22 protein-coding genes and 2 pseudogenes are annotated in these 16,680 nt (G+C 71.7%); 9 read left to right on the top strand and 15 right to left on the bottom strand.

Annotated features, from left to right (window positions below):
- Positions 1-47: 47 nt before the first annotated feature.
- The 5 genes from ACGFJ7_RS15675 to ACGFJ7_RS15695 form a co-directional block, all read right to left on the bottom strand.
- On the bottom strand, positions 48-665 hold the full coding sequence (locus tag ACGFJ7_RS15675; RefSeq protein ID WP_360239665.1) for a response regulator transcription factor: 618 nt from the start codon (positions 663-665) through the stop codon (positions 48-50).
- Positions 662-1,903 carry a sensor histidine kinase gene (locus tag ACGFJ7_RS15680; protein WP_360239668.1) on the bottom strand — a complete coding sequence of 414 codons (1,242 nt, stop codon included), beginning with the start codon at positions 1,901-1,903 and terminating at the stop codon, positions 662-664. Before ACGFJ7_RS15680 ends, ACGFJ7_RS15675 begins: the two co-directional genes overlap by 4 nt.
- A gap of 20 nt (positions 1,904-1,923) precedes the next feature.
- Positions 1,924-2,664, bottom strand: coding sequence for an ABC transporter permease (locus ACGFJ7_RS15685; RefSeq protein WP_360239671.1), 741 nt, complete (start codon positions 2,662-2,664; stop codon positions 1,924-1,926).
- 5 nt (positions 2,665-2,669) lie between these two features.
- A complete protein-coding gene (locus ACGFJ7_RS15690) occupies positions 2,670-3,569 on the bottom strand; it encodes an ABC transporter ATP-binding protein (RefSeq protein ID WP_392642538.1) in 900 nt (299 codons plus the stop codon).
- Between the two features lie 253 nt (positions 3,570-3,822).
- On the bottom strand, positions 3,823-4,179 hold the full coding sequence (locus ACGFJ7_RS15695; protein ID WP_360243667.1) for a hypothetical protein: 357 nt from the start codon (positions 4,177-4,179) through the stop codon (positions 3,823-3,825).
- Between ACGFJ7_RS15695 and ACGFJ7_RS15700 the strand changes: the two are divergent.
- Positions 4,088-4,303: pseudogene (locus ACGFJ7_RS15700) on the top strand (phosphatase PAP2 family protein); the annotation flags it as partial. The gene ACGFJ7_RS15695 and the pseudogene ACGFJ7_RS15700 sit on opposite strands and share 92 nt — an antisense overlap.
- 63 nt (positions 4,304-4,366) lie before the next feature.
- Here ACGFJ7_RS15700 and ACGFJ7_RS15705 read toward each other — a convergent pair.
- The 3 genes and pseudogenes from ACGFJ7_RS15705 to ACGFJ7_RS15715 form a co-directional block, all read right to left on the bottom strand.
- Entirely contained in the window at positions 4,367-5,047 is a 681-nt protein-coding gene (locus ACGFJ7_RS15705; protein WP_392642539.1) for a response regulator, read from the bottom strand.
- 7 nt (positions 5,048-5,054) lie between these two features.
- On the bottom strand, positions 5,055-6,416 hold the full coding sequence (locus tag ACGFJ7_RS15710) for a sensor histidine kinase (protein ID WP_392642540.1): 1,362 nt from the start codon (positions 6,414-6,416) through the stop codon (positions 5,055-5,057).
- 111 nt (positions 6,417-6,527) lie between these two features.
- Positions 6,528-6,776 (bottom strand): annotated as a pseudogene (locus ACGFJ7_RS15715) (TetR-like C-terminal domain-containing protein); the annotation flags it as partial.
- 23 nt (positions 6,777-6,799) lie between these two features.
- On the opposite strand from ACGFJ7_RS15715, the gene ACGFJ7_RS15720 reads away from it, so the two are divergent.
- Positions 6,800-7,306, top strand: coding sequence for an O-methyltransferase (locus ACGFJ7_RS15720; protein ID WP_392642541.1), 507 nt, complete (start codon positions 6,800-6,802; stop codon positions 7,304-7,306).
- Between the two features lie 8 nt (positions 7,307-7,314).
- Here the strand turns inward: ACGFJ7_RS15720 and ACGFJ7_RS15725 are convergent, their stop codons facing one another.
- Positions 7,315-8,508 (bottom strand): glycosyltransferase, encoded by a 1,194-nt coding sequence (locus ACGFJ7_RS15725; protein WP_360239689.1) that lies wholly within the window; start codon positions 8,506-8,508, stop codon positions 7,315-7,317.
- A 107-nt stretch (positions 8,509-8,615) separates the two neighbouring features.
- On the opposite strand from ACGFJ7_RS15725, the gene ACGFJ7_RS15730 reads away from it, so the two are divergent.
- Positions 8,616-9,080 carry an SRPBCC family protein gene (locus tag ACGFJ7_RS15730; RefSeq protein WP_392642542.1) on the top strand — a complete coding sequence of 155 codons (465 nt, stop codon included), beginning with the start codon at positions 8,616-8,618 and terminating at the stop codon, positions 9,078-9,080.
- Here ACGFJ7_RS15730 and ACGFJ7_RS15735 read toward each other — a convergent pair.
- Positions 9,046-10,620 (bottom strand): NAD(P)/FAD-dependent oxidoreductase, encoded by a 1,575-nt coding sequence (locus tag ACGFJ7_RS15735; protein WP_360239695.1) that lies wholly within the window; start codon positions 10,618-10,620, stop codon positions 9,046-9,048. The two genes, ACGFJ7_RS15730 and ACGFJ7_RS15735, sit on opposite strands and share 35 nt — an antisense overlap.
- Before the next feature lie 62 nt (positions 10,621-10,682).
- Between ACGFJ7_RS15735 and ACGFJ7_RS15740 the strand changes: the two genes are divergently transcribed.
- From ACGFJ7_RS15740 to ACGFJ7_RS15750, 3 genes are all read left to right on the top strand, one after another.
- Positions 10,683-11,726 (top strand): YihY/virulence factor BrkB family protein, encoded by a 1,044-nt coding sequence (locus tag ACGFJ7_RS15740; RefSeq protein ID WP_360239698.1) that lies wholly within the window; start codon positions 10,683-10,685, stop codon positions 11,724-11,726.
- Positions 11,723-12,187 carry an SRPBCC family protein gene (locus ACGFJ7_RS15745; RefSeq protein WP_360239701.1) on the top strand — a complete coding sequence of 155 codons (465 nt, stop codon included), beginning with the start codon at positions 11,723-11,725 and terminating at the stop codon, positions 12,185-12,187. The genes ACGFJ7_RS15740 and ACGFJ7_RS15745 overlap by 4 nt, the downstream gene beginning before the upstream one ends.
- A gap of 69 nt (positions 12,188-12,256) precedes the next feature.
- Entirely contained in the window at positions 12,257-12,436 is a 180-nt protein-coding gene (locus ACGFJ7_RS15750; protein ID WP_360239704.1) for a hypothetical protein, read from the top strand.
- Here ACGFJ7_RS15750 and ACGFJ7_RS15755 read toward each other — a convergent pair.
- Complete coding sequence (locus ACGFJ7_RS15755) at positions 12,433-12,954, bottom strand: hypothetical protein (protein WP_392642543.1); 522 nt, start codon at positions 12,952-12,954, stop codon at positions 12,433-12,435. The genes ACGFJ7_RS15750 and ACGFJ7_RS15755 overlap by 4 nt on opposite strands.
- 257 nt (positions 12,955-13,211) lie before the next feature.
- Here ACGFJ7_RS15755 and ACGFJ7_RS15760 point away from each other — a divergent pair, with 257 nt between their 5' ends.
- Positions 13,212-13,421, top strand: coding sequence for a hypothetical protein (locus ACGFJ7_RS15760; protein ID WP_360239710.1), 210 nt, complete (start codon positions 13,212-13,214; stop codon positions 13,419-13,421).
- Between the two features lie 9 nt (positions 13,422-13,430).
- Here ACGFJ7_RS15760 and ACGFJ7_RS15765 read toward each other — a convergent pair whose 3' ends face one another.
- The gene (locus tag ACGFJ7_RS15765; protein WP_360239713.1) at positions 13,431-13,787 is read right to left on the bottom strand and encodes a hypothetical protein; all 357 of its coding nucleotides are present in this window, start codon (positions 13,785-13,787) and stop codon (positions 13,431-13,433) included.
- Positions 13,788-13,878: 91 nt separating this feature from the next.
- Here ACGFJ7_RS15765 and ACGFJ7_RS15770 point away from each other — a divergent pair, with 91 nt between their 5' ends.
- Entirely contained in the window at positions 13,879-14,235 is a 357-nt protein-coding gene (locus tag ACGFJ7_RS15770; protein ID WP_360239716.1) for a DUF6401 family natural product biosynthesis protein, read from the top strand.
- Positions 14,236-14,500: 265 nt separating this feature from the next.
- On the opposite strand, the gene ACGFJ7_RS15775 is transcribed toward ACGFJ7_RS15770, so the two are convergent.
- From ACGFJ7_RS15775 to ACGFJ7_RS15785, 3 genes are all read right to left on the bottom strand, one after another.
- On the bottom strand, positions 14,501-14,668 hold the full coding sequence (locus tag ACGFJ7_RS15775) for a hypothetical protein (RefSeq protein ID WP_392642544.1): 168 nt from the start codon (positions 14,666-14,668) through the stop codon (positions 14,501-14,503).
- A 73-nt stretch (positions 14,669-14,741) separates the two neighbouring features.
- A complete protein-coding gene (locus ACGFJ7_RS15780; RefSeq protein WP_360239719.1) occupies positions 14,742-15,689 on the bottom strand; it encodes a pirin family protein in 948 nt (315 codons plus the stop codon).
- A gap of 1 nt (position 15,690) precedes the next feature.
- The gene (locus ACGFJ7_RS15785; protein WP_360239722.1) at positions 15,691-16,131 is read right to left on the bottom strand and encodes a MarR family transcriptional regulator; all 441 of its coding nucleotides are present in this window, start codon (positions 16,129-16,131) and stop codon (positions 15,691-15,693) included.
- 58 nt (positions 16,132-16,189) lie between these two features.
- Between ACGFJ7_RS15785 and ACGFJ7_RS15790 the strand changes: the two genes are divergently transcribed.
- A complete protein-coding gene (locus ACGFJ7_RS15790) occupies positions 16,190-16,657 on the top strand; it encodes a GNAT family N-acetyltransferase (RefSeq protein WP_360239725.1) in 468 nt (155 codons plus the stop codon).
- Positions 16,658-16,680: the final 23 nt, after the last annotated feature.

The raw sequence follows: 16,680 nt of genomic DNA on the forward strand, positions 1-16,680 counted from the left end.
AATAGGAAACGGAGAGTGTTCGTGGCAAGTTCTCCCAGTAGTCGGGACTACAACAGCCCGCGCTCGAACGCGGCGGCCACGGCGGCGGCCCGGTCCCGTACCCCGAGCTTGGCATAGGCGTGCAGAAGGTGTGTCTTCACGGTGGCCTCGCTGATGTGCAGCAGCTTGGCCGCCTCGCGGTTGGAATGCCCCCGGGAAATGAGCTTCAGGACCTCGACCTCGCGCTGACTCAGCGGCTCCTTGGCCGGCGAGCGCAGCGTCCCCATGAGACGGCCGGCCACCGCCGGCGACAGGACCGACTCGCCCCGGTGCGCCGCCACGACCGCCCGGAACAGCTCCTCGCGCGGTGTGTCCTTCAACAGGTAGCCGGTCGCCCCCGCCTTGATCGCCGGAAGAACGTCGCTGTCGGTGTCGTACGTCGTGAGCACCAGGACACGCGCCCGCGACCCCTGCCCGGCGAGCGCGCGGATCGTACTGACCCCGTCCATGACCGGCATCCGCAGGTCGAGCAGGACCACGTCCGGGTCGACCGAGCCGGCCACGGCGAGCGCTTCCCGGCCGTCGCCGGCCTCGCCCAGCACCGCGAAGCGGCCGTCGCCGGCGAACATGCCGCGCAGGCCGTCCCGGACGACCGGGTGGTCGTCGACGATGAGCAGCCCGATCACGCGCCGGCCCCCGCGAACAGGGCCGGCACGCAGGCCGACACCGCCGTGCCGCCGCCCGGCTCCGACTCCACCTCGAGCGTGCCGGCGATGCGGCGCAGCCTCTCCTTCATCGCGACCAGGCCGTATCCGCCCTTCTCGCCGCCGGCCCGGGGGGCCGCCGGGTCGAAGCCGGCGCCGTCGTCGTGCACGTCCAGGGTGACCACATCCTCCATGTAGGACAGCGTGAGCGTCACCCGTTCGGCCGACGCGTGCCGGGCGACGTTGGCCAGGGCCTCCTGCGCCGTACGCAGAAGGGTCGCCTCGATCTCGGGCAGCAGCGGCCGGGCGGTGCCCGTGGTGACCAGATCGGCCCCGACCCCGCTGAGCCGCGACCAGCTGGTCATCACCTCGCCGATCGCCTCGGGCAGCGCGGCCGCGTCGAGCGTGCGCGGCCGCAGCGCGTGCACCGAACGGCGGGCCTCGGTGAGGCTGTCGCGGGCCAGCTTCTTCGCCGCCTCGAGATGCCGGTCGCGGTCGCCGCCGGGCGAGCCGGCCGCCTCGAGCTGGGTCACGATGCCGGTCAGGCCCTGGGCCAGCACATCGTGGATCTCGCCGGCCATCCGCTGCCGCTCGTCGAGTTTGCCGGCCTCGCGAGCCTGCACCATGAGCTGGGCGTGCAGGCTCTCGTTCTCCTTGAGTGCGGCGGCCAGCTTGGCGTTCGCCTCGGCCAGCTCGTCGATCTCCTGAATCTGCTGGGCGGCCCGCTCGTCGGCCCGCGCGGTCAGCCTGATCATGGTGCCCGAGACACCGATGTTGATGATCAGCAGGACCGCGATGACCGGCCAGGCCGATTTCTGGTCGAGCACGTAGAAGCCGCCCGCCTGGGACAGGCCGGCGGGGATGGCGACGAACACGCCACCCGTGACCATCCACCGGCTCCGCAAGGCGTACGCGGTGAACAGGTAGCCGGTCCACGCGAAGAAGCCGAACAGCGGGCTGCACCAGACGAGGAAGAAGATCAGCACGATCAGGCCGCCGAAGAAGACGGCCATCTTGCCGCGATGCTGCTCCCACTCCGGGTGCATCGTGACCCACCAGAACAGCCAGGCCGCGGTCACGGCGAGCGCGCCTCCGATGATCGGCCACGGCTGGTGCGGCACACCGGCCAGATCGCCCAGCGCGATCAGGCCGATCGAGCAGACCAGGGCTATGTACGGCACCACCGTGATCAGCCGATCGGACTTCCCGCCCACTGCCATGACCGTCACCGTCAATCCCTTCAGGACCAGCGGAACCAGCGGACCGCGAGGAACCCGAACACCACCACGTACCCGAGGAGAACCGTAACCGAGACGGCCGCCGGCCAATGTCCCGTCATGGTGTCGTTGAGCGCCCGCTCGGCCGCGCCCAGCGGCGTGAAGTCGGCGACGGTACGCAGCGCCTCCGGCATCACCTCGCGCGGCGTCCACAGCCCGGCGAAGAACATCAGCGGGAAGAACAGCAGCGTACCCACCGAATTGCCGGCCTTGCCGGACGGCACCAGAGCGGCGATGACCAGGCCGATCGCCAGCACCCCGGCCGCGCTGAGCAGGAAGGTCAGCACGAAACCGGCGAACTGCGAGGCCAGCGGCACGTCGAAGGCGATCCGGCCCACCGCCAGCACGAGCGCGGTGGCGACGACCGCGCACAGCAGGTTCGTCACGAGCTGCGCGCCGAGCAGCTTCAGCGGCGACACCGGGGTGGTGGCGAACCGGCGCAGCACGCCGCGTTCCCGGTACGTCGCCAGCACGGCCGGCGCGATCTGGACGGCCACCATGGCCAAGGTCAGCACCACCGCGATGCCGACGTAGAGGTCGATCACCCGGCCGCCGTCCAGGCTGTCCTGCGGCTCCCGGAACGCCGGGATGCAGCCGAGGATGACCACGAGCACGGTCGGGAAGATGATGACGAAGAAGGCGGACATCGGCTCCCGCAGGAACAGCCGCAGCTCGGTCAGGGTCAGCTTGGCGAACACGTTCACGGTGGTCACTCCCCGGTGTCGGACCGGCCGGTCAGCTGGACGAACGCGTCGTCCAGGCTGGCCTGCTCGATGCGCAGGTCGTTGGCGATGATGTCGTTGGCGGCGAGCACCGAGGTGACCGCGTGCAGCAGGTTGCCGGTGCCGGCGACCTCGAGCTGCGAGCCGTGCCGGAGCACCTGGCGCACCTCCGGGCGCGCCTCGAGCAGCGCCACGTCGACCGGCGCCGACGGGCGGAAGCGGATCCGCTGCTCGGTGGTGGTGCCGGCGATCAGCCCGGCCGGCGTGTCGAGCGCGACGACAGTGCCGCGGTCGATCACCGCCAGCCGGTCGCAGAGCCGCTCGGCCTCCTCCATGAAGTGCGTGACCAGCAGGATCGTCACCCCCTGAGCACGGACGGCCTCGATCAGGCCCCACGTGTCGCGACGAGCCTGCGGATCGAGCCCGGTGGTGAGCTCGTCCAGAATGGCGATCTCCGGATTGCCGACCAGCGCCAGCGCGATCGACAACCGCTGCTTCTGCCCGCCCGACATCTTGGCGTAGCGGGTGGTCAGCGGGACGTCGAGGTCGCGGGCGAGCGCCTGCCAGTCGGCCGGGCCGGGATAGAAGGAGCTGAACAGCTCGAGCGCCTCCCGGCCGCTGAGCTTGTCGGGCAGCTGGCTCTCCTGCAGCTGCACGCCGACCAGGCGGCGCAGCGCGGTGTCGGCCGGCGGCCGGCCGAGCACGCTGATCGCGCCGCCGTCGGCCTGGCGCAGGCCGCTGACGCACTCGACCGTGGTGGTCTTGCCGGCGCCGTTGGGGCCGAGAATGCCGAAGATCTCGCCCCGCTCGACCGCGAACGAGACGTCCCGCACCGCGACGGTGTCCCCGTACGCCTTTCGCAGGTTCTGGACCTCGATGACTGTCATGCCTAGAGAATCGCGGTCCGGCCCGGGTCCCCGAATCGACCGGCGAGCGAGAGCCGGCATCCACCAGTTGGTGGATGCCGGTGTCAACCCCGACGATCGTCGGGGGGTGGACCTTGTCGTTCGGCTCGGGTTTCCGGCCGGCTGCGCTCCTACGGTCGACACCCATGAAACGAGGAACACAGTGGCCGGCCGCGGCCGGCGTCCTGGTGTCGGCGGCGGCCGCGATCGCCTGGCTTTCGCCAGGTGGGTGGGGTCAGGCCGAGCCGATACGGGTCACCGGCGGAGCCTCGGCGTCCGGATACCGAGCGGTCGTCGAGGCGATGGCGGGCGCACCGTCCTGGATCGGCCCGGTGCTGGCGGCGGCGACCGACGGCACCCTGGTGATTCTCGGCGCGCTGCTGGCCGTGATGTGGTGGACGGCGTTGCGCCGCCGGGACGTCCGCCGGGTCGCCGGGACCGTGCTGACCGGAGCCGGCACGGTGGCGGCGTACGGGGTCAGCGAAGCGGTCAAGCTCGTGGTGGACGAGGAGCGGCCGTGCCGGGCGCTGCGGACGGCGGCCGAGACGATCGCCGAGTGCCCCGCGAGCGGGGACTGGTCGTTCCCGAGCAACCACGCCACCCTGGCCGCCGGACTGGCCGTCGGGCTGGCGGTGCTGTGGCCGCGCCTGGCGCCGCTCACCCTGTCGCTGGCCGGGGCGGCCGTGGTGCTGCGGGTGCTGGTCGGGGTCCACTACCCCCACGACGTACTGGCCGGCGCCCTGCTCGGCGGCGCCACGGTGGCGACCGCCCTGCTGCTGTTACTGCCGCTGCGACGGTGGAACCGCGACCCCCGCTTCGTGGGCGACCACCGCGGCGGCGGCCCGGTTGTCCACACCGAGGGCGGCCAGGATGGAGCTCACGTGCGCTTTGACAGTTCCCTCGACCACGCTCATCCGGCGGGCTATCTGCCCGTTGGACAGTCCGCCGCCGAGGAAGGCCAGCACCTCCCGTTCCCGGGGGCTGAGGGCGCCGACCCGGTCCCGGGCGGCCGCGCGCCGCGCGGCCAGGGTGTCCGCGCCCGTGGCGGCGAGGTGCGCGACGACGCGGGCGGCGACCTTCGGTGACAGGTACGCGGCGCCGTCGGCCACGGCCCGTACCCCCAAGATCAGTTCTTCCGGCTCGCCCGACTTGACCAGGAAACCGGCGGCGCCGCCGCCGAGCGCCCGCATGATGTAGTCGTCCTCCCCGAACGTGGTCAGAATGATCACCCGGGTGTCCGGCACGGCCCGGCGGAGCTCGGCCATCGCGTCGATGCCGTTCAGGCCGGGCATCCGGATGTCGAGGACGGCCACCGCGGGCCGGTGCCGCCGCGCCAGTTCGACGGCCTCGCGCCCGTCGCCGGCCTCCCCCACGACGTCGATGTCCGGGGAGGTGGTGAGAACCGCGCGCAGCCCGGCCCGGATCATCGGCTCGTCGTCGGCGATCACCACCCGGATCATCGGCGGCTCACGGAGTGACCGTGTCCCGCGACGCCAGCACACCGTCGCGGAAGCAGAGCCGGTAGACGTCTCCCGAGCGGTCGTCGAAGCGGTCGGCCGTCACTGCGTAGTACTGGCACGTCAGTCCCTCCCCGGCGGGCTCGGCGGTCACCGGCCGGTAGCGCGTCTGCCGGCGCGGCAGGACACGCTCCACCTCGGAGCGATCCTGCCCGACGCGCAGACGGGCGTAGTCGCCCGGGTCCAGAACCGACTGTGCCGCCGACAGGGTCTCCCAGCCGGCCAGGGCCCCGCTCAGCAGCCCGCCGAGGACCAGCGGCACCATGACCGCGACGACCAGCGACCGGCCCACCCGCCGCCGGGCACGGCGATGTTCCTCGGGCAGCGCCTGGTCGGCCTGGGGAATCACGGGCGGCGGCCCCGGGGTGTGCGGAATCCGGGCGGTGACGGCGAAGCCCCCGTCCCGCGGGCCGTACTGGAAGGTGCCGCCGGCCAGCCGCACCCGCTCGTCGAGGCCGGCCAGTCCGCTGCCGCCGGCGCCGGGCCGCGGCCGGGCGCTCGGCGGCCCGTTCTCGACCACGATCGTCGTCTCGTCCGCCGTGTGCGTCACCGAGACGGTCGCCGGCGCCCCGGGTGCGTGCTTGGCCACATTGGTCAGGGCTTCCCGCGCGACCCGGTGCAGGGCCCGCTCGGCCATCGGCGGCAGCTCACCCGCCGTGCCGTCGACCCGCAGGTCCACCGCCAGTCCCGAGGCGCGCGCCGCGTCCGTCAGCGCCGCGAGGCCGGGGCCGTCGGCGTCCATGGGGGCACTGTCGTCCCGGTCGCGCAGGACGCCGACCACCTGGCCGAGGCGTTCCACCGCGTCCCCGGCGCGGGCCCTGAGGTCCGCCGCCGCCCGGCGATGGTCCTCCCCGAGTCCCGGCGCGAGCTTCAGCGCGCCGGCGGACAGCGCGATCAGATTGAGGTCGTGGCCGAGCAGATCGTGCATGTCCTGGGCGATCCGCGCCCGCTCCCGCAGCCGCGCCTGGTCGGCGACCAGCCGCTGCTCGCGCTGCGCCTGCTCGGCCCGCTCCCAGCCGGCCCGGGCGAGATCCTGATATTGACGCCAGAACCGTCCCGCGAACCACGGCGTCATCGTGGCGGCGACGAACACGGTCAGAAACCGCCCGGCCAGCGACAGCCAGCCCGGCACGACCGACAACACCAGCACGCCACCCGCGAGTACCGCCACCAGCGCGAGCACCGCCGGCCCGGTCCGCCCCGGCCGCCGCCCGGCCAGAAACGCGGCGACCACGGTGGCCGGCACCCACCACCCACTCACCATGCTGAGACCGGCGAACACAACGGCGGCCACGATCGTCACCCGCTTCACCAAGGCGACGGTACGGGCTGGACGCCCACTCCGGCTGCCCCGGCTCCGCCCCCAGCGCCTGACCGGGAGTGGCAGGCGGGGTGACCACGCGGGTAGGCCCCAACGACGCCTCTAGGCGGTTGCCGCGCTCGGCTTCTCCTGGATCGGCGGCGCCTGGGGGTGTCTCTGGCTCGCTGTGGTGACCAGGGCGTCCAGCGATGCGGGGGTCACGGGTTCGCCGGTCACGAGCACCCGGAAGTGGATCGGCCCCACCGTCTGGTCGACGAGCAGGTCGATGTCGGCGCCGGCGGGCAGCTCGCCCCGGGCCGCCGCCCGGTCGAACGGCACCCGGTCGCGGGCGCGCAGTCGTGGCAGCACCTCGGCCCGCGGAGCGCAAGGCGCCGGTGTCCGGCAGCGTGAGTTCCTGGGCGCTGTCGGCGGCGAACGCGTCGATCAGGATGTCGGTCCTGGAGCGGACGGTGGCCGAGTTCGGCACCTCGTACGGAATCTCGACGCTCCACCTCGCCGCCGCCGTGCGCGACAACGGGATCGGGCACGTCGTCACGACCGAGCTCAGCAGGACCAAGGTCGAGGCGGCCCGCTCCACCATCGAGGCGGCCGGGCTCGGCGACCTCGTGACCGTGCTCGAGGGCGACGCGCCGGCCACCCTCGGCACGGTCAGCGGCCCGATCGGCCTGGCCCTGCTCGACGGCTGGAAGGACATGTGCCTGCCCGTCCTGCGCCTGCTCGAGGACCGGCTCGCACCGGGCGCCCTCGTCATCGGCGACGACTCCACGTTCGCGTCGATGAGCGACTATGTCGCCTACGTCCGCGACCCCGGCCACGGTTACGTGAGCGTCGACTTCCCGGTCGAGGACGGCATGGAGATCAGCTGCTGGACGGGCCGCTGATCGGCCGCTCAGACCATGGCCTCCGTGTTGCTGCCGCGGCGCAGGCCGGTGACGGCGGAGTAGACCGAGCCGATCTGTGCGGCGACGCGCTTCCAGGAGTACGCCTGACGGGCACGGTCCAGGGCCGCCGTGCCGTACGCGAAGCGGCGGACCTTGTCGTTCACCAGGCGGCGCAGGGCGCCGCCGAGGGCGCGTGGGTCGCGCGGCGGCACCAGATCGCCGGTGAGGCCGTCGACCACGGTCTCGGTCAGGCCACCCACCGTCGTGCCGATCACCGGGACGCCGCAGGCCATGGCCTCCAGGGCGGCCGGCTCGAACTGCTCCTGCCAGGGCGCCGCCACCAGCAGGTCGGCCGAGCGGTACCAGTGTGGCATGTCGCGGGCCGGCACCCGCCCGACCAGCTTCAACCGGTCGCCGACCTGCAACCGGTCGGCCAGCGCGCGCAATTTCGCGGCGCCCGGATCGGCCCTGAGCTCCTCGGCCGGCGGGCCGCCGACGACGACCACCTCGGCCCCGGGCACGTACCGCATGGCCTGGATGACGTCGCCCAGGCCCTTACGCTCGACGAGCTTGCCGACCGAGAGGATGCGGAGCCGCTCGGGGTCGCGTTCGGCCGACGGGCCGTCGGGGCTGAACCGGATGCTGTCGACGCCGGCCGGCACGACGGTCAGCCGGGCCCGGGGCACACCGATCCGGACCAGGCCGCTGACCTCGTCCTGGGACTGCGCGACGACACGGTCGACGGCGCGGCCCAGGGCGCGCTCGTATCCGCTGCGCGAGGGCCGGTCGGCGCCGCCGCTGAGCGAGGGCAGGCCGAGCTCGTGGAACGACTGCACCACCGGGATGCCGAACTGGCGGGCGGCGGTGATCGCGGCCAGGCCGCTGGTCCAGAAGTGGGCGTGGGCGACGTCGGGGTGCCAGTCGCCGGTACGCCACTCGTGCTCGAGCAGGCGGGCGAACTCGCCCATGTGCGGAAGGAGGAGGTCGGGGGGCACCGTCTGGGCGGGCCCGGCGGGGATGTGGACGACGTGGATGCCGCCCGGCGTGGTCACCACGTCGGCGACGTCCGGTGAGTCGCGACGGGTGTAGACGCGGACCTCGTGACCGATCTCGGCGAGAGCCGTGGAGAGGTCGGCGACGTGGGTGTGCTGGCCGCCATCACCCAGGGGGCTGGCGTGCTCAGAGATCATGGCGATGCGCACGTGGTCCCTCCGGTCGGGCAGGTGTTCGCCGGAGACCTTGCCCTAGGGCAACATCCGTAAACCTGACCTATCCGTTACAGACTGTTCTCTCAGGGTATGTCCTCGCCGTGGCTATCGTGCAGCGAACCGTCCAGGCCCCGCCCGATCGTGTGTTCGCCGTCCTCGCCGACGGCTGGACCTACAGCGACTGGGTGGTCGGCACCGTACACATCCGTGACGTCGACGAGAACTGGCCCGCCGTGGGCAGCCGTCTCCACCACAAGGCCGGACCGTGGCCGCTCTCCCTGCACGACAAGTCCGAGGTGCTGATCGTCGAGCCGGACCGGCGGCTCCGGCTCAACGCCGGCCTGTGGCCCCTGGGTGAGGCCGTGGTCGACATCAAGCTCGAGCCCGCACCGGGCGGCGCCACCAAGGTGACGATCGAGGAGGACTTCGAGCGGGGCCCGCTGCTGGCGGTGCGCAACAAGCTCAACGACCTGGTGCTGCACCGCCGCAACATCGAGACCCTGCGCCGCCTGGCCGACATCGCCGAGCGCTCTAACCGCCATACACGACGCGATGCGCTGAGTTGATCACCGCCCGGTAGCCGGGCACGCGGTGGCGGGCCAGGGCGGCCCGCGCCGCGTTGGCGCCGGGAGCGCCGTGCACGCCGCCGCCCGGGTGGGCCGACGAGCTGGCCATGAACAGGCGGTCGACCGGGGTGTCGGCCCGGCCCAGCGAGGGCACCGGGCGCAGGAAGAGCTGCTGGAACGCGGCCGCCGTGCCGCCGCCGAGGGCACCGCCGACCAGCGACGGGTTCTCCCGCTGCATGTCGGCCGGTGAGTAGACGTTGCGGCCCTCGACCTGCGCCCGGAAGCCGGGCGCGTACTGCTCGACGGTCGCCTCCATGCGCTCGACGTGGGCGGCGATCTCGTCCGGCTCCCAGTGGTCGCGGTGCGGCAGGTGGGTGTACGACCAGACCGACTCGGTGCCCTCGGGCGAGCGGCCCGGGTCGGCCGTGGTCATCTGGCCGAGGAGCATGAACGGGTGGTCCGGCACCTGGTCGGTGGCGAGCTGGGCCGCGTACCGGGTGAGGCCGTTGAGGTCGGCGCCCAGATGCACGGTGCCGGCGCCGGCGGCGGCCGGGTTCTTCCACGGCATCTTCGTACGGACGGCCCAGTCGACCTTGACCGTGGCCCCGTCCCAGCGGAAGTGGGCGAGATCCTCGACGAGCCGCGCCGGCAGCCAGCGCTCGCCGACCAGGTCGAGGTAGAGCGCGGGGGCCGGCACGTCGGCGATCACCGCCCGCGTCGCCCGGAAGTTCCGGCCGTCGCCGGTCCGGACGCCGACGGCCTTGCCCCGCGCGATCAGGACGCGGTCGGCCGGGGCCTCGTACACGATCTCGCCGCCCTTGGCCCTCAACCGCGAGACCAGGGCATCGGTGATCCGCTGGGCGCCGCCGACCGGCACCGGCCAGCCGTGCTCCTGGCCGAGCATGGCCAGCAGCCAGCCGTAGACGCCGCCGCCGGCCTCTTCCGGGGAGAGGTCGGTGTGCAGGGCGCAGCCGGCCATCAGCAAGGTCGCGCCCTCCCCGCTGAACAGCTCGGAGCCGAGCTCGCGCACCGAGAGGACCAGCCGCCGGGCCAGCCGTAGCGCGTCGACGCTGCCCAGAGCCCGCAACAGGGAGATGCCGCCGCGCACCGGCGGGAACGGTGTGAGGATGGTGTCGAGCATCGGCGCCGAGACGCCCCGCCAGTCGTCGTACGCGTTCTTCCAGCGCTCGCCGTCGCCGGGCGCGAACTTCTCGACCGACTCCATCGTCCGGGCGACGTCGGTGTTTATCGTCGCCGCCCGCCCGTCCGGCAGCAGGTGGGTGAGCACGTCCGGCGAGCGCGTCCACTCCAGGTCGAGGTGGAGATCGCGCAGCACCGGCGAGGCGTACCCGAGGGGGTAGAACGAACTGAAAAGGTCGCTCAGATATCCGGGCGCGGTCACGAAGCCGGACCGTACCGCCCCGCCCGGCTGCGGGGCGGCCTCGAGCACCACCACCGACCACCCGGCGTCGGCCAACAAGTTCGCGGCGACCAGGCCGTTGTGGCCCGCGCCGATGACGATCGCGTCTGCAGTGTCCATCGAGAACGTCGTACCCTCCCGGCGGCGTTTGTCACTCATCGCGCCCGGGTAGCAGCCGGAGAGTGGCTGAGCCGACGCTCGACCGGGAGTCCGAGGCGCACGCCGCGGACCTTACGCCCCGGCCCGTTCCCTTCAAGCTTCGCCAGCTCAGCGGGAAGAGCTGGCGCTCGGTCGGGTGGCGCAGCGTCGTCGGGTACATCGAGGACGACTGCTCCGACTTCGCGGCCGCGATGACCTATCAGACCTTCATGGCGCTGATCCCGTCCCTGGTCGTCATCGTCGCCCTGGTCAACCTGGTCACCGACGGCTCGACGGTGCTCGACGCGGCCGTCGGCATCCTGCGCGACCTCGGCATCGGCTCGGTGGTGGACAACGACAGCCTGATCTCGGTGATCCAGGCGCTGCTGGTCCAGCAGTCCTCGGCCAAGGTGCTGTTCGGCTTCGGCCTGGTGCTGGCGGTCTGGTCGGCGTCGGGCTATGTCGGTACGTTCACCCGCGCCTCCAACCGCATCTACGGCGTCCAGGAGGGCCGGGTCTGGTGGCGGCTCGAGATCCTGCAGATCGGGCTGGCCGCGGTGGCCCTGGTCCTGCTGGCCGCGATCGGGGCCGGCCTGGTGATCAGCGGCCCGGTGGTGGACGCGGTCGGCAACGCCCTGCACGCCGGCGCGACCACCCGCCAGGTGTGGTCGATCGGCCGCTGGCCGGTGCTGGTCGTGATCGCCATGGTGGTGCTGTCGCTGATGTTCTGGATCGCGCCGAACGTGAAGACGCCCCGGTTCCGCTGGCTCACCGTGGGCGGCGCGGTGGCGTTGGTCGCCTGGTCGGTGGCGTCGTTCGGCTTCGGGCTGTACGTGGCCAACTTCGGCTCCTACAACCGCACGTACGGCAGTCTCGGCGCGATCGTCGCCTTCCTCGTCTGGATTTATTTGTCGAACACCGCGCTGCTGCTGGGTGTGCAGGTCAACGCCGAGGTTCTGCGGCAGCGGCTGCGCCAGGCCGGCGACGAAGATCCACAAACTCCGCTCGCCCCGCGTTTAGCGGCGGGCGAGCCGGGCACGTCTTCTGTCAGCAAGGCGGGGAAACATCATGAGAAGGAGACACCGTGAGTACGGTTACCGAGTCCGTTGACGTCGACGTCCCGGTGCGAGCCGCCTACAACCAGTGGACCCAGTTCGAGGAGTTCCCCCGGTTCATGGAGGGCGTGAACGAGATCCGTCAGCTCGACGCGACCCACACGCACTGGAAGACCGAGATCGCCGGCGTGAAGCGCGAGTTCGACGCCGAGATCACCGAGCAGCTTCCCGACGAGCGGGTGGCCTGGAAGTCGACCGAGGGTGAGAAGCAGGCCGGCGTGGTCACCTTCCACCGGCTCGACGACACGCACACCCGGGTCACCGTCCAGATGGACTACGACCCGCAGGGCCTGGTCGAGAACGCCGGCGACAAGCTCGGCATCGTCGACCGCCGCGTGAAGGGCGACCTCAAGCGGTTCAAGGAGTACATCGAGAGCCGTGGCGGCCGGGAGACCGGCGGCTGGCGTGGTCAGGTCGACCGCCCCGGCGCCTGATCCCTCATCGCGCGAACGGCCGCCCTCGGGCGGCCGTTTTCGTGTGCGCGGAGGGGGTATGTACGGATCATGACTCATCCGGCAGACGACGGCGTGTGGCGCGACGAGGAGAAGTTGCCCCTCGCCGAGCTCGACAAGGCCATGGCCTCGTGGGACATCGACGGCCAGAACGACCCCTCGGACAACGAGGAAGGTACGGACATCACCAGCGACCGCCCGAGCACCACGCCGCACAGCGGCCCCAACTAGGACCTCCGTACGACCAGGAAACCGACCCCCTGGGTGGCCCGCAGCGCGTAGCGATGCCGGGCCGCCGGCCAGATCGGTGGGCCCAGATAGGTGCCGGCCGGCAGCGACTCGGCCACCGTCCACGGCGTGGTGGCCGAGCCGGCGCCCTGGTCGAGACCGATCCGCAGCGGCACCCCGACCGGCGTGGTGACCGAAAGCGTGCCCACGCCGCCGGCCAGTGTCACCGGCACCGTGCCGGCCGGCTCGGGCAGGTTCAGCTCGATCAGCCCCGAGGCGCCCAGGTCGATCCGGGTGACCCGGCCCCGGCCGAGGTCCAGCTGCTGCTCCCCCGCTCCCGCGGGCAGCCGGATCCCCCACCGGACGTCCCGGTTGAGCACGATGCGCACCTCGTGCGGCCCCTGGGTCCCGGTGGCCCGCAGGCTCGCCCGCACCGACATGCCGTCGACCCGGACATGCGGCTCCAATCCCCCGCCGGCCGGCGTGCTGACCCGGTAGAGCATCCCCGGCAGACTGGCCATGATCACTTGCACGCGTGAGGCCGCGTCGTCGACCGTCAAAATGGCCTGGGTACGCCCGTGGAGCGCTCCCACCGCAACTCGGCCGGGGGCTTGCGGAGCGATCGTGGGTTTCTGACAGCCACCCAGGAGCAACGCTCCGACCAGCAGAAACAGCGTTGTTGAGCGACCTTGACGCAAGACTCGGGGCACGATCGGACCAACGCAAAATCGGCCGAACGGGTGACGGCGATCAGCCCTTTCCGAGCCAGACTGTCCGAATGCGTTCTGCCGGATTCCTCACCGACCGCCAGCGTCAGCTGGCCTGGCTGGGCTTCCTCCTGGCCGCCTTCCAGGCCCCGCTGGCCGCCAAGCTGATCGACGACGCCTCCTGGCTCTTCGCCGTCGTGGTCGCCCTCGTCGTCGCCACCGTGATCCTCGCCGACGACGCCCAGCGCCGCCGCCCGGTCACCGCCGAGCCGATCGAATAAGACGCTGTTTCAGCGGCCCCGCTTCTCCTTGAGGCCGGCCTCGTAAAGGTGGCGGCGCCCGCCCGCCAACTCGTCCCGCGCCGCCTTCTCGACGGCGCGGAACGTGGCGTAGTAGCCGTCGTCGTACTCCTCGACGATCTGGAACGTCCAGCGCCCCTCGATGACGTCGAGGCCGATCAGCTCGCGCTCGATCCGATCGGCCATCGCGTCGTGCCCGGCCTCGCGCAGCAGCGAGACGGCCTCGTCGAGCTGGAAGTCGGCCGACCCGGTGAGCTGATGCATCTCGTACAGATGCCCGCGGGCGCGTTCGGTGGTCTCCAGCGCCTCGCTCAGCTTCCCCAGCGCCTCGACCGTCTTGTCATCCATGACTCGGATCTTTCCCCGCGCGAACAGCTTCAACCGAGCTGCACCCGTTCGGAGAACCGTCAGCTACCCCGGCGTCTCTAACTTTCTTCTCATGAATGGTTTGTTCTCCGGCGCCGCCGCCCGTGCTGCTCTCCGCTCCGCCCACGCCGCCCTCACCGAGCTGCACGACACGGTGGGTGTCTCCGGCCTCCCGGCCGCCGACGCCAACCCCGGCCTGATGGCCGTCGTCGACCAGCACGCCGCGGGCATCCGCGACAGTCTCTCGGCCGACAGCCGCCCGCTCACCGCGGTCCTGCTGGCCGCCTACGCCGAGGGCGTCCGCGACGCCGCCTTCACCCACGGCTGGCGCCCGCCGGTCGGCCTGATCGACTGGTCCGAGAGCGACTGGGTCCTCTGCCGCCTGCTGGCGGTGTGCTCGCTCGCCCAGACGCTGCCGACCGCCCACTGAGCTGGCGCCACTAGCAACGCCGTAGACCGACCTTTCATTTTCGACGGCCGGTACCGGGGAACCCCCCGGTACCGGCCGTCCTCATATCCTGCCGACCATGGATGATCGCGAAACGTCGACCGGCGCTCACCGGCCTATGGTCCCCTCTGGTCCACGACCTGCTTCGACATCTCGAGGCGGTGGGGTTCCGGAAGGCGCCGTGAGTGCGTGAGGTGACACCCGACGGCTTCGAAGTTCTCGACTTCCTGCCCGGCGAGGTGTCGAACTACCCGGCCACGCCGGCCTGCTGCGCGACTATCACGACGCCACCGCCGGCTGCGCCGCGACCGCGCCGGACGCCGTGGTGGCCCGGCTGCTCGCGATGGTCGATGTCATGCGCGACGCGGCCGCCGGCGGTGACGCGGCGTTCGCGCGCCACCTCGCCGAGGGGCACGACCGGCTCTACCTGGGCGACGTGGCGTACGTTCGCGAGCGGCGCGCCCTGTTCAGTCGGTGTGCGGCCCTGTTCAGTCGGTGTGCGGCAGGCGGGTGGCCGGGATGACGCCGAGGCGGCCCTTCTGGTAGTCCTCGAAAGCCTGCTTCAGCTCGGCCTTCGTGTTCATCACGAAGGGGCCGTACATGGCCACCGGCTCGCCGATGGGGCGGCCGCCCATGATGAACAGGTCCATCTCGTCGTGGGCGTTCACCCGGATCGAGTCGCCGGCGCCGTGGGTGGCCAGCTGGCCCATCCGGATGGGGCGCTTGTCGGCGCCGACCGTTCCCCGGCCGGACAGGACGTAGACCAGGGCGTTGTACGTGCGCTGCCACGGCAGGTCGAGCTGGGCGCCGGGCTGCAGGGTCACGTGGGCCAGGTTGATCGGGGTGAAGGTGGAGCCGGGGCCTTTGTGCCCGGCCACCTCGCCGGCGATGACGCGGATCAGGCTGCCGCCGTCGGGGGTGGTGAGCAGGGCCGATTCCCGGCCCCGGATGTCCTGGTACTTGGGGTCGATCATCTTGGCCGAGCCGGGCAGGTTGACCCAGAGCTGGAGACCGTGGAAGAGGCCGCCGCTCATGACCAGGTGCTCCGGCGGGGCCTCGATGTGCAGGATGCCGCGGCCGGCCGTCATCCACTGGGTGTCGCTGTTGGTGATCGTGCCGCCGCCGCCCAGGGAGTCCTGGTGGTCCATGATGCCGTCGATCATGTAGGTGACGGTCTCGAAGCCGCGGTGCGGGTGCCACGGCGTGCCCTTGGGCTCGCCCGGCGCGTAGTCGACCTCGCCCATCTGGTCCAGGTGGATGAAGGGGTCGAGCTCTTCCAGGGGCACGCCGGCGAACGCGCGCCGGACCGGGAAGCCCTCACCCTCGTACCCCTGCGGGGCGGTCGTCAGGCGCCGGACCGGGCGGACGGCGGCGGTGTGGTCGAGGTGGGGAAGCCGTGGCAGGACGAGGACGTCGTCGACGGTGATGGCGGGCATCTCAGGACTTCCTAACTTTGCTGAACACACGGGTGATCACGGCGAGCTCGTCGGGGTCGAGACGGTCGATGAAGCTGTCGCGGACGGTGACCAGGTGCATGGGGGCGGCGGCTTTGAGGGCGGCCAGGCCGTCCTCGGTCAGTACGGCCTCCTGGCCGCGGCCGTCCTCGGGACAGGGCTGCTTGCGGACCAGGCCCCGCTTGACCATGGAGCTGATCTGGTACGTGATGCGGCTCGGCGAGAAGACGAGGCGGCCGGCCAGCTCGCCCATGCGCAGCCGGTGGTCGGGGGCCTCGGACAGGACGACGAGAACGTGGTAATCGTTCATGCTGAGCCCGGTGTCGGCGCGCAACTCGTCCTCGAGGTGGGTGTGCAGGGCCCACGAGCTCTCGATGAAGGTGCGCCAGGCGATCGCCTCGGCGTCGGACAGCGGTTCGGCCATGTCCAGAACTGTATCTCTTTCAAATCTGAAATAACAAGCGTTGCCTAGCATGATCTGCATGACTGCACGGCAGGCCGTTCCCGAAGACGCCGCGGAGCTGGTCCGGCTCCGCGCGGTGATGTTGCGCAGCTTCGACCGCGGCGCGGATTGGGACGACGACTGGCGCGAGCCGGCCCGCCGGACGCTGGTCGAGAAACTCTCCGCACCCGACCCGGACCTCACCGCCTTCGTGGTCGACCGCCCCGGGGGCGGTCTCGCGGCCTCCGCGGTCGGCACCGTCGAGCAGCGCCTCGGCGGCCCGGGCGACGCGACCGGCCGCGTCGGCTACATCTTCAGCGTCGTCACCGACCCCGACCAGCGTCGCCACGGCCACTCGCGGGCCTGCGTGACCGCTTTGATCGAGTGGTTCCGCGGTCGCGGCGTCCACCGGGTCGACCTGCGCGCCTCAGCCGACGGCGAACCGCTCTACGAGTCACTCGGCTTCCGGCGCACCGACGACCCGGCCATGCGCCTGAGGCTTCGATAACCGCCGTTCGGCCCCTATCATCA

Origin of the sequence: Actinoplanes sp. NPDC048988 (assembly GCF_043197815.1) — a bacterium.
GTDB lineage: Bacteria > Actinomycetota > Actinomycetes > Mycobacteriales > Micromonosporaceae > Actinoplanes.